Raw genomic sequence first — 12,510 nt, forward strand, 5'->3', positions numbered from 1 at the left:
CGAACACGGGCCGTCCGTCCGCCGGACGGCCCGTCCGGGATTCTCGACGATGCACATCCTTGTTCTCGGCTCCGCGGCCGGGGGCGGTTTCCCGCAGTGGAACTGCAACTGCGCGGGCTGCCGCCGTGCGCGCTCCGGTGACCCGGCCGCGCGTCCGCGCACCCAATCCTCCATCGCGGTGAGTTCCGGCGACGGCCGGTGGCTGCTGCTGAACGCCTCCCCCGATCTGCGCGCGCAGATCAACGCCAACCCGGCGCTGCACCCGCAGGACGGCATCCGCTCCAGCCCGCTGGCCGCGGCGGTGCTGACCAACGCCGACATCGACCACGTCACCGGCCTGCTGTCCTTGCGCGAGATGCAGCCGCTGGCGGTCTACGCCACGCCGCGCGTGCACCGAGTGCTGGCCGGCAACTCGGTGTTCCAGGTGCTGAACGCCGACCTCGTGCCGCGCCGCGCCATGAGCGTGGGCGAGCCCTTCCGCCCCGAAGCCGCCGACGGCGCGCCGCTCGGGCTGGAGGTCGAGGCGTTCGCCGTGCCCGGCAAGGTGGCGCTGTACCTGGAGGACGAGTCGGCGCCCGGCTTCGGCTCGGTGCCGGAGGACACGGTGGCGCTGCGCGTCAGCGATCCGGCGACCGGTGCGGCATTCTTCTATATCCCCGGCTGCGCGTCCCTGCCCGACTGGCTGGCCGAGCGGCTGCGCGGCGCTCCGCTGGTTCTGTTCGACGGCACCACCTGGACCGACGACGAGATGCAGCGCTTCGGCACCGGCACCAAGACCGCCACCCGCATGGGCCATATGTGCATGTCCGGCGCGGGCGGCAGCATCGCCGCCTTCGCCCCCCTGGGCGTGGCGCGCAAGGTGTTCATCCACATCAACAACACCAATCCGGTGCTGCTGGAGGACTCGCCCGAGCGGCGCGCCGCCGCGGACGCCGGCTGGGACATCGCCTTCGACGGCATGGAGCTGAGCCTATGACCCGCCTTCTCTCCCGCGACGACCTGGAACGCGAGCTGCTGGCCATCGGAGAGCGCCAGTACCATGACCTGCACCCGTTCCACAAGCTGCTGCACGGCGGCAAGCTGGCGCACGGCCAGATCCAGGCGTGGGCGCTGAACCGCTTCTATTATCAGGTCTCGATTCCCATCAAGGACCTGACCATCATGTCGCGCATGGACGACCACGAGCTGCGCCGCGAGTGGCTGCAACGCGTGCTCGACCACGACGGCCTCGGCCCCGACGGGCAGGTGGACGAGACCAAGGTCGGCGGCATCGAGCGCTGGCTGCGCCTCACCGACGGCCTCGGCCTGGAGCGCGATTATGTGAAGTCGCTGGCGGGCATCCTGCCGGCGACGCGCTACGCGGTGGACGCCTACGTCAACTTCTGCGCCGAGAAGTCGATCCTGGAGTGCGTCGCCTCCTCGCTGACCGAGCTGTTCGCCCCGGCCATCCACCGCGAGCGCATCGCCGGCTTCGAGCAGAACTACGACTTCGCCAACGACAGCACGCTAAGCTACTTCCGCAAGCGCCTGGACGAGGCGCCGCGCGACGTACGCTTCGGCCTGCGCTACGTCCTCGAAAACGCCCGCACGCCCGAGCAGCAGCAACAGGTGATCGCCGCCCTGCGCTTCAAGACGGAGCTGTTGTGGGCGCAGCTCGACGCGCTGCACCACGCCTACGTGTCGCCCGGCCTGATCCCGCCCGGTGCTTTCGTGCCCGCGGGGATGGAGCCGACCCGGTACACGCGATGATCGCTGAAACCGACACGTTGCGCCTCGCCCCCGGCGTGCTCCTGCGCCACGACCGGGCGCGCGACCAGTGGACTCTGCTCGGGCCGGAACGCGTCCTGGTGCTGGACGAGCTGGCGCTGGAGGTGGTGCGCGCCTGCGTGCAGGCCGGCGTTACGGTCGGCGCCGGCATCGACCAGTTGGCGACGGACTTCGCCGCCCCGCGCGCCGAGATCGCCACGGACGTGCTGGAGCTGTTGCAGGACATGCGCGAGCGGGGATTTGTGCAACAATGACCACCCTCGAACCGCCCGTCGCCGTGCATCTGGAGCTGAGCCACCGCTGCCCGCTCAAGTGCCCGTACTGCTCCAACCCGTTGCAGCTCGACGCCATGGCGGCCGAGATGGACACCGACACATGGTGCCGCGTGCTGGACGAGGCGGCGGAGGCCGGCGCCCTTCAGGTGCACTTCTCCGGCGGCGAGCCCTGCCTGCGCAAGGATCTGGAGGAGCTGGTGGCGCACGCCACCAAGGCCGGCCTCTACACCAACCTGATCACCTCGGCGGTGACGCTCGACCGCGCGCGGCTGGAGCGGCTGAAGGCAGCCGGCCTCCAGCACGTGCAGATCAGCTTTCAGGACACGCTGCACGGCGAGGCCGACCGCGTCGCCGGCATGCCCGGCGCGCACGCCCGCAAGCTCGCCACGGCGCGGGAGATCGTCGATCTCGGGCTGGCGCTGACCGTCAACGCGGTGGTGCAGCGGCACAACATCGGCCGGGTGGATGCCTTCATCGACTTGGCGCTGGAACTGAAGGCCGGCCGCATCGAGATCGCCAACGTCCAGTATTACGGCTGGGCACTGGTCAACCGTGCGGCGCTGATGCCGACGCGCGAGCAGCTCGTCGCCATGGACGCCGTGGTGAAAGCGCGGCTGCCGTCGCTGAAGGGCCGCATCGTCGTGGACTACGTGGTGCCGGACTACTACGCGCAGCGGCCGAAGGCGTGCATGGGCGGCTGGGGCCGGCGCTTCATGAACGTCTCGCCGACCGGTCGGGTGCTGCCCTGCCACGCCGCCGAGACCATCCCCGACCTGACCTTCGAGACGGTGTTCGACCGCCCATTGGCCGAGATCTGGCGCGACGGCGCGGCGTTCCGCCGCTACCGCGGCACCGACTGGATGCCGCAGCCCTGCAAGGGTTGCGAGCGCAAGGAGATCGACTGGGGCGGCTGCCGCTGCCAGGCGCTGGCGCTGACCGGCGACGCGGCGGCGGCCGACCCCGTGTGTGCGCTGTCCGACGCCCACGCCGGGGTTCTCGCCACGGCGGAACGGGACGCCGCGCGGACGGAGGTCGGGTTCACCTACCGGGAATATCGGAATCCGCCATCGCCATGATACCCTTACGCCGCGCGGGCCTATGGCCCGCCCGGACGAAGGGGTGGGAATGGCGAGCAGGCTTCGACTGCGCATCGTGCACGACCAGGGCGTGATCGGCCCCGGCAAGGTGGCGCTTCTCCAGGCGATCCGCGACACGGGCTCGATTTCCGGCGCGGCGCGGACGCTGGACATGGCGTTCCGGCGCGCGTGGTTCCTCATCGAGACCATGAACAAGATGTTCCACGAACCGCTGGTGCGCACCAGCGTCGGCGGCCGTGAGGGCGGCGGCGCCGAGCTGACGCCGCTCGGCCTGGAGCTGGTCGAGCGCTATCACCAGCTGGAGGAAGCGACGCAGGCCGCCGCGGCGCCGCACCTCGAATGGCTCGACGGCATCCTGGCGTCGGAGCCGGAGAAAGCGCCATGAGTGCGACGGTGAGTGCGACGGAAGGCCCCATTTGCCTCGGCGCGCGAAACGCCCTACCGTGCGGCATGAACAAGCCGCCCTCTTCGCTTCGCCGGACTCTCCTGCTGGCCGCTGCCTTCCTGACCGTCGCCGCTCCGGCCCTGGCCGAGGGGTTCAAGGCCGGAAGCCCATGGGAGGGCACCATCTTCCGCGACGCCCGCGGTCAGGTGAAAAGCTGCGTCGCCGCGCAGAAATTCGACACAGGGACCACGCTGTCCTTCGCGCTGACGCGGGAGAAGGACTTCTTCCTCATCCTCCAGAACACCCCCATCGACCTGCCCAAGGGCGAGCGGCTGTCGGTGGGCTACTCTATCGACCACGGGCTGGCGTACACGGCGCCGGCGTACATGGTGCGCGACAGCGTGGTCGTCGATCTGCCGACCGGCCCGGCCGTCCGCGACCTGTTGAGCACCGGCCAGTGGCTCTCCGTCGAAGGCGTCGAGCGGACCGAGGACTTCTCCTTGAAGGGCGTCGGCGAGAGCCTCAAGGCGCTGGCGGCCTGCGTGGAACAGACACCGGCCGTCGCCAGGGCGCCGGAGCCGCCGCCAGCCCCGGTGGCCGCCGCTCCGGTGGCACCACCGCCCGCACCGATAGCGGCCACGCCCCCGGCCGAGCCAGCACCGGCCACGGCTGCGGATCCCGCGGTGGGTGGAGTTCAGGTCCAGGTTGGCACCTATGTCAGCGAGAACCGTGCCGGCGCGGAGTGGAAGCGCCTGCAAAAGCGGATGAGCCCGCTGTTCGACGCGTACGAGCCGCTGTTCGTGCCGCAGACACGCAGCACCGATGGCACCGTGCTGACGCTCGTGCGGCTCACCGGATTCGCCGACCGCGAGGCCGCCGCCCAGTTCTGCCAGGAGGTGAAGGCCAAGGGCCACCCGGACTGCAAGCCCATCCTGCGGCCGTAACGCACCGATGCACGGACGCCTCACGACCTTTGGACTGGCGCTTGCGGCTTTCCTGCACGTGGCGGACGCCGCGGCACAGCCCGCGACGCCGTCCATCGGCGACGTGATCGTCGCGGCTCAGGAACTCAAGAGGGCGGCGTCCTCGGTCGAGCACCTGATCGTCCAAACGCAGGACCTGAAAAAGGCCGCCCCTCCGCGTGGCCCGGCGGCCGACGCCGTCATCGAAAAGGCCCAGGACCTCAAACGCAAGCACGCCAAGGACGCGCCGCCCCCGCCGCCAGTCCTCTCCACTGGACGGATCGTCGAGCAGGCGCAGACGATCAAGCGGAAGGCCGCCGCCGCTGCCGAGGCGCGGGACCGCGAAGCCGCCTCCCTGATCCAGGAGGTCGATCACGGCCCCTCTCCCCTGGACATCCAGGCGCAGAAGGAGGCGTTCATCCGCGAGCGCCTCGCCCCCATGCTGGGGGAGCGCCGGACCTTCCTGATCAACCTCGACGAACGAATCCGGGCGCACGGAATCTCCGCCTTCGTCGCCGGCCTCGCCCCCGCCGACAAGGCGCTCTGCGCGGAGCTGATCGGCATCACCGAGGAACAGCACGCGCTCATGGCCTCGCGCCCCGACCTGTTCACCGAGGACGATCTGCGCTCGAACCTCGTGCTGTCCGGCCTGCTGAAGATCCTGGCGGAGTAGAGCGGTTACTCCGGCAGCGTCTCGTCGCCCGGCCCCATCGGGCGCTGCATCATCACGGTGTCCACCCAGCGGCCGAGCTTGAAGCCGGTGGACGGCAGCACGCCCGCGTGCTGGAACCCCAGCGCCGCGTGCAGGCCGATGGACCCGGCGTTGCCGCTGTCGCCGATCACCGCGATCATCCGGCGGCAGCCCAGCCGTTCGCATTCCGCCAGCAGGCGGGTCAGCAGCGCCCGGCCGATGCCCTGCCCTTCCCGGCCCGGCTCCACGTACACCGAGTCCTCCAGCGTGTACCGGTAGGCCGAGCGCGTCCGGAACAGCCCGGCATAAGCATAGCCGGCCACCCGCCCGTTCACCTCCGCCACCAGATACGGCAGGCCGCCGGCCAGAATGGCCTCGCGCCGCTGCGCCAGTTCGGCGGCGGCCGGCGGCACCTCCTCGAAGGAGGCCAGCCCGCGCAGCACGTGGTGGGCATAGATGGCGTGGATGGCGTCGATGTCCTCGGCGCGCGACGGGCGTACGACGACGTCCGGCATTCGGATCTCCCTGTTGGTCCGCCGCCATTGTGACGTCCAACGCCCCGTTCGGCAACGCTGGCGGGCCGGGACGCGGCGGCCGATGGCCCGCTTCGCCGGCGAATGGATCGACGATCTGGTGGAAATGACCGGCGAGGTCCTCACCCGACAGGTGCCCTCAGCGCCCCACCGCCCCGACCTCCAGCAACTCCGCCGCCTGCCACCCAGCCGCCGGAAGTGCGATCCAGAAGGTCGAGCCCACGCCCTCCTGGCTGGTGGCGCCGACCTCGCCGCCCATGGACTCGATCAGCCGGCGGGTGATCGCCAGACCGATACCGGTGCCCTCGATGGCGCTGCGCTCGGCGTTCAGGCGGTTGAAGGGTTCGAACAGCTCGCCCAGGCGGTCCTGCGGGATGCCGCGGCCGGTGTCGGTGACCAGCACGCGCGGCCGGCCGCCGTCGCCGGGTTTCACCGACACTGTCACCCGGCCGCCGGGGCGGTTGTACTTCACCCCGTTGGACAGCAGGTTGACCAGCGCCTGACGGACGCGCCGCGCGTCGCCCAGCACCAGCGGCGCGCCGTCGCCGGCCTCGTTCACGATCGTGATGCCGGCGGCGTCCGCCACCGGGCCGACGATGTCCAGCGCCTCGGTCACCGCGGTGCCGAGGGCCACCGGTTCGACCGCCAGCTCAACCCGCCCGGCCTCGATCTTGGCGAGGTCCAGCACGTCCTCGATCAGCGACAGCAGATGGTGCCCGGCGCGCAGGATGAGCTGCACGTACTCCGCCCGCTTGGCCGGCAGCGCCGCCGGGCTGTCCATTTCCAGCAGTTGCGCGAAACCGAGGATGGCGTTCAACGGCGTGCGCAGCTCGTGGCTCATGCTGTTGAGGAACTCGCTCTTGGCCCGGTTGGCACTTTCCGCCTGATCCTTGGCGGCGATCAGCTGGCGTTCGATGGCCTTGCGGGCGCTGATGTCGCGCAACGCGCCGATGAACAGCCGCCCCTCGTCGGTGATCAGCTCGGAAACGGCGATGTCCAGCGGGAACTCGCTGCCGTCGCGGCGTCGGCCGGTGACCTCGCGGTTGCGGCCGATGACCCACGCCTCCCCGGCCATCAGATAGCGCTCCAGGTACTTGCGGTGCGCCGCGGCGTCGGCTGGCGCCATCAGGATGCCCAGCTCGTTGCCGATGGCCTGCGCCGCGGTGAGGCCGAAGATCCGCTCGGCCGCCGGGTTGAAGGCTTGGATGATGCCGCGCTCGTCGGCGACGACGATGCCCTCCAGCACGGTGTCCATGATGGCGCGCACCCGCCCCTCGCTGGCGGTCAGCGCCTGTTCCGCGCGGCGGCGCTCGGCCAGTTCGCCGGCCAGCTCGGCGGTACGCCGCGAAACACGCTCCTCCAACTCTTCGTTGAGGCGGCGCAGCGCCTCCTCGGCGTCGGTGCGCGTGGCGACCTCCAGGCGCAGCGCGCCGATCAGGTCGCGCAACCGCTCGGTCATCTCGTTGAAGGCGCGCGCCAGATCGCCGACCTCGTCGTTGCGATGGGCCTCCGCTTGGCGGGTCAGGTCGCCGGCGGTGATCGCCTGCACGGTCTCCACCAGTTCGCGCAACGGCCGGGTGATGCTGCGGCGCGCCCGGCGCACGAGCACCGCGGCAACGGCGATGCCGCCCAGCAGCAGGGTCATCGTGACGCCCAGCAGGCGCAGCGTCGGCCCCAGCGCTTCCGCGGCCGGCACATCGACGATGGTGGTCAGCGTCTGCCCACCCACCGGCCGCCCGACCGAGGCGCGCGCCACCCAGCCGCCGTTCAGGCCGCGCGTCAACCCGTCCTCCAGCGGCAGCGCGACGCGCCGCTCGCTAAGCACCACCGAGGGGCTGCGGTGGGCGATCACCCGGCCGGTGGGATCGACGACGTAGGCATCCAGATCCTGCGCCGCCCAGGCATGCGCGACCACGTGCCAGATCGGCTTGATGCGCAGCCGGGCGACCAGCGCCCCTTCGACGGTGCGCTGGTCCGGGGCCAGCGCCGGCATGACGACGAGCATGGACGGCTCGCCGGTCTGCGCGTCGAACTCGGCCGGGCCGTAAGCGGTGGCGCCGCTGGCCAGCGCACCGTCGACCGGCGCCAGCGCGTGGAGGTCGCGCAGATCGTCGGGGCCGACGATGGCGTCGTACTCGACCCGCGCCCTCTCGATGCCCGCGCGGTCCACCAGCGACACCGACGAGAAGCGGTGCGCCTCGGCGATCAGCGCGTCCAGGCGCAGGTGCAGCGGCGGGCCGGTGAGTCCGTAGGTCTGCACCTCGCCCAGCGCCGCGCGCATGGAGGCTTCGGTTTCGCGGAACAGCACGGCGACGTCGAGGGTGACCCGCCGCGCCGCCTCGTCCTGGCGCAGCAGCGAGGATTCTAGCCGGGTGTAGGCGCTGTAGGGCAGCAAAAACAGCGCCAGCAGCAGCAGCGGCCCGACCGCCAGTCCGAAGAAGGCGGCGATCAGCCGTTTGCGGATGCTGCGGCGAGGCCACGCGCTCATTGGACCGGCGCTCATGGCGCCACCACATGGGCCTGCCGCAGGATCGTCGGCGGGATCGCCAGGCCGATGCGGCGCGCGGCCTCCAGGTTGATGGACAGCGAGAATTCGGCCATCTCGACCGGAATTTCAGCCGGCGCCACGCCAGACAGCACCAGAGCGCCCTGGTGCGCCGCCTGCCCGCCAAGGCTGTACAGGTCGAAGCCGTAGGACATCAGCGCGCCCTGCTCCACCCCCTCGCGGTGCGGCATGGACAGCGCGATGCCGCGCTCCATAGAAAAAGCGGCCAGCTCACGGGCGTGCGACGCCAACTCGGGATCGGGCGTTATGAGGATGGCCTGCACGCCGTCGGGCAGGCGCTCCAGCGTCGCCTGCATATCCTTCCAGCCGTCCACCGGCGCGAGCGTCAGCGGCAGGTTCAGCTTGCGCGCCGCCTCCTGCAACACCGCCAGACTGGCGAGCGGGCTGGGGTCGTTGCGGGTGTAGGGGACATAGACTCCGCCCAGCCCCGGCATCAGGCGCAACAGCCATTCCAGCCGGCGCGCCTCCTGCCGTCCAAAGGTCACCCCGGTGGCGAGTCCGCCCGGCTGGCGCAGCGACGCCGCCAGCCCGGTCTTCAGCGGGTTGCTGGCCGGCGCGAAGATCACCGGCACGCCGCGCTCCCGTCCGGCGTCCCGCGCCGCCAGCGCCGCCTTAGTGGTGAGCGCCAGGATCAGGTCGGAACCGGCGTTCACCAGCCGGCTCGCCTCGGCGGCCAGGGCATCGTCGGCGGCCATGACACCGCTGAACATGTAGGACACGGGATTGCCGCCGATCTCGGCCATGCCGGCACGGAAGCCGTCATAGGCCGGCAGTGCCACCGCGGCGCTGGTCAGCACACCGATCACCCGCCCGCGCCCCGCCGCCTCCGGCTCCGCGCAGCGGACCAACAATGCCAGCATCGCCGTCAACACGACGATCGGAATCGCCGACGTCCACCAGCGCATCGAGGATCGTACCAAAGCCAAACAGCCACACCCTCGATCAACGGCTCATCGGCCTCGAAGCGGGCCGCTATCGATACTAAGTCGCAAAGACCAAGTACGGCAATCGGATATTATTGGGTTCGGAAACGAAAGGATGAAGGCGATGACCGGCCGCCCCTTACCGGACGCCTTCCGGCTCCGGGTGCACCGGCTCGGGGGCGACGCGCGGCAGGTGGAGCGTGAACGCGGTGCCCCGGCCCAACCGGCTATCCACCGCGATGCTGCCGCCCAGCGTCAGCGTCACCCGGTTGAAGGCGACGTGCAAGCCAAGCCCGCTGCCGCCCGCACTGCGGCGCGTGGTGACGAACGGGTCGAAGACCCGCGGCAGCAGGTCGGGCGCGATGCCGCACCCGTCATCCGACACGGTCAGCTCGATGCTGTTCGGGGCGTCCTCGCGGGCGGCGATGGTGATGCGTCCGCCGCTGGCATCCGGGAAGGCGTGCACCAGCGCGTTCAGCAGCAGATTGGTCAGCACCTGGGCAAGCGCGCCGGGGTAGCTCTCCAGCTCGATCCCTTCGGGGATGTCGAGGTCCACGCGGACCGGGCTGCGGCTGAGCCGCGGCCCGAGCGTCGCCAGCACGTCGCGCACATAGGTGTCGAGCACGAAGACGCGGCGCTCCTCGCTGGCCTCGTCCACGGCGACTCGCTTGAAGCTCTGCACCAGATGCGCGGCGCGCCGGCCGTTGGACAGGACGATGGTGGCGGCCTCGGTCACCGCACCCAGGAAGCCGTCGAGGTCGGCGCGGCGCAAATTGCCTTCGCGGGCGCGCTCCTCCATGCGGCGCGCCTCATCGATCAGGTGAGACGACGCGGTCACCACGATGCCCACCGGCGTGTTGATCTCGTGCGCCACGCCGGCCACCAGCGTGGCGAGCGAGGCCATCTTCTCGGCCTGCACCAGATGCGCCTGCGCCTCGCCCAGTTCGGCCAGCGCGCGCTCGGCGGAGCGGCGGGCGGTGACCGCTTCCCCGGTGCGGCGGCGGACCTCGTCCTCCAGGCCGGCCGCCAGGGCGTTGCGGGCGGCGGTCTCCTCGCGCAGGCGGTGGGAGAGGTCGGCGAAGGCGTTCTCCAGCGCCGCCAGTTCGTCGCCGCTGTCGGAGCGCGGTGCGAGGTCCGGCCCCGGCCCGGTGCGCGGGTCCATGTGGACCACCGCCTCGGTCAGGCGGGTGAGCGGCCGCACCAGCAGGCGCCGGGCGACGAAGACGAAGATCAGCCACAGCGCCGCCGTCTTCACCGCGGCGCCGCCCAGCACCAGCGCCACCGGCACCCACACGCGGTCGAGTACCGCTCCGGAGTTGCTGTAGAGGGTGGCATAGCCGACCAGGGTGCTGCCCATGGCGTGGGTGTGCTGAACCGGGTGTTCTTGCCCGAACAGGCCGGTCAGGATGCGGGCGTCGGGGGCCGGTCCGGGCCGGCCGTCACGGCCGTGCCACGTGGCCGTGCCGTTGCCGTCGAGCACGGCGCCGGCCACCGCGAAGGTGCGGGCGCGGCGATGGTCCACCACCTTGACCCCGGCGATGCCGGGAATGCGCGTCATGCCGGCGACCATGGATTGCAGCTCTTCGGTGTCGAGCGACCACAGCGCGCTGCCCAGCCCGTTCTCGAAGGCCCCGGCGTAGATGGTCAGCTCGCGCTGCACGCCCTCCAGCGAGCCGAGATACTCCTGGACGATCTGCGTGCCGGCGATGAGCGCCGCCACCAGCACGTACAGCCCGAAGGTGACGCGGATCAGCCGGACCGCGATCTGCGACCGTAGAGGCACCTTTTGGATGACATCCGCCGTCATCGGCGATCAGTCCACATAACGGTGGACGATGGCCGCGAACTCCGCCGAGGCGTTCACCGCGGCGATGGCATCCCAGATCCGCTCCGCCACGTCGCGGTGCTCCGTGTAGAAGCCGCGCGAGAACGTCAGGTGGTAGGGCTTGCTGACCAGCGGCGGCGTCAGCTTGACCAGCTTGCCGTACTTGGCCGGGTTGCCCGCCAGCACCGCGTCGGTCATCGCCTCCAGCCCGGCGTAGGCGGCGATGCGCCCGCTCAGCAGCTTGTCGAGGCTCTGCTCCGACGTGTTCGCCACCTCGACCGGCACGCCGAGCCGCTTCAGGTCGCCCACCACCGAATAGTTGGAGGTGGCTCCCACCGGCACGTCGGCGCCGGCCAGCGCCGCGCCGTCCCAGACGACCGGCGTGCCGGCGCGCTTGTACAGCATATAGTTCTGCACGAAGACGGCGCGCCCCGCATCCGGCTGTCCGCCCTTCATGGGGTAGACCATGATGTCCATGCGCTCGGGCACGAAACTGGTGTGGAAGATGGCGTCGGCCTCGTTCGCCTCGATCAGGAACAGCCCGCGCTTCCACGGCACCCGCTCATAGGCGAACTGGACGCCGGTGCGCGCACCGACGAGACGCAGCAGCTCCAGCGTCAGGCCCGGCTTTTCCCAATCGATGGCGGTCCCTTCGCCCAGCATGCGCGGCGGGTTGGCCTTCGGCTCGTAGACGACGCGCACGCGCACGGCGGACCCGGCTGCGGAATCGGCGCTGGCCGCCCCGCCTGCCACCGCGGTTGCTGCGGCCGCGATCAGTACGGCAAACCAGCGGGCCAGGCCCTGCCACCAGACACTGCGAACCATGCGGGCACCGGAACCATCTCATCGATGCCTGAGAGTGCCAGTTCCTGATAGCAATTCAAACAGCCGGATTGCAGCGGAGCGCCTACAGCAGCTCACTCTCGTCGGAGCGGATGACATCGGTCCACTTGCGCTCCAGGCGGCGCAGTGTCTTGTACGTCACCTCGAACTCCTGCATGTCGCCCTCGCCCCGGATCAGCGCGTCGGCGTGCAGCGTGGACATGCGGCGCAGCTGCTCGCACAGGTCCGTCCCGCGGACCGACAGCTTGAGCCGCGCCGCCCGCTTGTCGCGCGGCGAGGCGGCGCGATCGACATACCCCTGGTCGACCAGCTGCTTCAGATTGTACGACGCGTTCGAGCCGAGGTAATAACCGCGCTCGATGAGGTCGCGCACGCTAATCTCGCCGGACGAGATGTTCAGCAGCATCATCACCTGCACGGGGCTGATGTCGTCGATGCCGATGCGGCCCAGCTCGATGCGCAGGACGTCGAGATAGCGGCGGTGCATCCTCTCGATGATGCGGGCGATCTCATGGTACATCTGGCTCGGCGCGACCTTGTCCTTGCGGGTGGCCTCGTCGGGCTGGGGCTGAACGAGCGTTGTTGTCATGGGACGGGGATGCAGTCTGTGAGGCCGCCAAGTCGATCAAATACAGTAGGTATG

Annotated in this window: 13 protein-coding genes; 7 read left to right on the forward strand and 6 right to left on the reverse strand. The window is 70.5% G+C overall.

Going from position 1 to position 12,510, the window contains the following annotated elements; all coding sequences use genetic code 11:
• Nucleotides 1-49 precede the first annotated feature (49 nt).
• The 7 genes from pqqB to ACSVDD_RS05265 are packed head-to-tail and all read left to right on the forward strand — an operon-like array spanning nucleotide 50 to nucleotide 5,159.
• Entirely contained in the window at nucleotides 50-976 is a 927-nt protein-coding gene (pqqB, locus tag ACSVDD_RS05235; protein ID WP_448188226.1) for a pyrroloquinoline quinone biosynthesis protein PqqB, read from the forward strand.
• Nucleotides 973-1,749, forward strand: coding sequence for a pyrroloquinoline-quinone synthase PqqC (pqqC, locus tag ACSVDD_RS05240; protein ID WP_448188227.1), 777 nt, complete (start codon nucleotides 973-975; stop codon nucleotides 1,747-1,749). The genes pqqB and pqqC overlap by 4 nt, the downstream gene beginning before the upstream one ends.
• The gene (gene pqqD, locus ACSVDD_RS05245) at nucleotides 1,746-2,021 is read left to right on the forward strand and encodes a pyrroloquinoline quinone biosynthesis peptide chaperone PqqD (protein ID WP_448188228.1); all 276 of its coding nucleotides are present in this window, start codon (nucleotides 1,746-1,748) and stop codon (nucleotides 2,019-2,021) included. The genes pqqC and pqqD overlap by 4 nt, the downstream gene beginning before the upstream one ends.
• Nucleotides 2,018-3,118 carry a pyrroloquinoline quinone biosynthesis protein PqqE gene (pqqE, locus tag ACSVDD_RS05250; protein WP_448188229.1) on the forward strand — a complete coding sequence of 367 codons (1,101 nt, stop codon included), beginning with the start codon at nucleotides 2,018-2,020 and terminating at the stop codon, nucleotides 3,116-3,118. The genes pqqD and pqqE overlap by 4 nt, the downstream gene beginning before the upstream one ends.
• Nucleotides 3,119-3,167: 49 nt before the next feature.
• Nucleotides 3,168-3,524, forward strand: a complete 357-nt coding sequence (locus tag ACSVDD_RS05255) for a winged helix-turn-helix domain-containing protein (RefSeq protein ID WP_448188230.1) — start codon at nucleotides 3,168-3,170, stop codon at nucleotides 3,522-3,524.
• The gene (locus ACSVDD_RS05260; RefSeq protein ID WP_448188231.1) at nucleotides 3,521-4,468 is read left to right on the forward strand and encodes an SPOR domain-containing protein; all 948 of its coding nucleotides are present in this window, start codon (nucleotides 3,521-3,523) and stop codon (nucleotides 4,466-4,468) included. Before ACSVDD_RS05255 ends, ACSVDD_RS05260 begins: the two co-directional genes overlap by 4 nt.
• Before the next feature lie 7 nt (nucleotides 4,469-4,475).
• Complete coding sequence (locus ACSVDD_RS05265; RefSeq protein WP_448188232.1) at nucleotides 4,476-5,159, forward strand: hypothetical protein; 684 nt, start codon at nucleotides 4,476-4,478, stop codon at nucleotides 5,157-5,159.
• 5 nt (nucleotides 5,160-5,164) lie between these two features.
• On the opposite strand, the gene ACSVDD_RS05270 is transcribed toward ACSVDD_RS05265, so the two are convergent.
• From ACSVDD_RS05270 to ACSVDD_RS05295, 6 genes are all read right to left on the reverse strand, one after another.
• A complete protein-coding gene (locus tag ACSVDD_RS05270; protein WP_448188233.1) occupies nucleotides 5,165-5,692 on the reverse strand; it encodes a GNAT family N-acetyltransferase in 528 nt (175 codons plus the stop codon).
• Between the two features lie 157 nt (nucleotides 5,693-5,849).
• Nucleotides 5,850-8,198 carry an ATP-binding protein gene (locus ACSVDD_RS05275; RefSeq protein ID WP_448188234.1) on the reverse strand — a complete coding sequence of 783 codons (2,349 nt, stop codon included), beginning with the start codon at nucleotides 8,196-8,198 and terminating at the stop codon, nucleotides 5,850-5,852.
• 11 nt (nucleotides 8,199-8,209) lie between these two features.
• Nucleotides 8,210-9,181 carry an ABC transporter substrate-binding protein gene (locus ACSVDD_RS05280; RefSeq protein WP_448188235.1) on the reverse strand — a complete coding sequence of 324 codons (972 nt, stop codon included), beginning with the start codon at nucleotides 9,179-9,181 and terminating at the stop codon, nucleotides 8,210-8,212.
• A gap of 157 nt (nucleotides 9,182-9,338) precedes the next feature.
• Nucleotides 9,339-10,982 carry a sensor histidine kinase gene (locus ACSVDD_RS05285; protein WP_448188236.1) on the reverse strand — a complete coding sequence of 548 codons (1,644 nt, stop codon included), beginning with the start codon at nucleotides 10,980-10,982 and terminating at the stop codon, nucleotides 9,339-9,341.
• 30 nt (nucleotides 10,983-11,012) lie between these two features.
• The gene (locus ACSVDD_RS05290) at nucleotides 11,013-11,849 is read right to left on the reverse strand and encodes a substrate-binding periplasmic protein (protein ID WP_448188237.1); all 837 of its coding nucleotides are present in this window, start codon (nucleotides 11,847-11,849) and stop codon (nucleotides 11,013-11,015) included.
• 82 nt (nucleotides 11,850-11,931) lie between these two features.
• A complete protein-coding gene (locus tag ACSVDD_RS05295; protein ID WP_448188238.1) occupies nucleotides 11,932-12,456 on the reverse strand; it encodes a MarR family transcriptional regulator in 525 nt (174 codons plus the stop codon).
• Between the last annotated feature and the right edge of the window lie 54 nt (nucleotides 12,457-12,510).

This window comes from Azospirillum terrae, assembly GCF_053470425.1.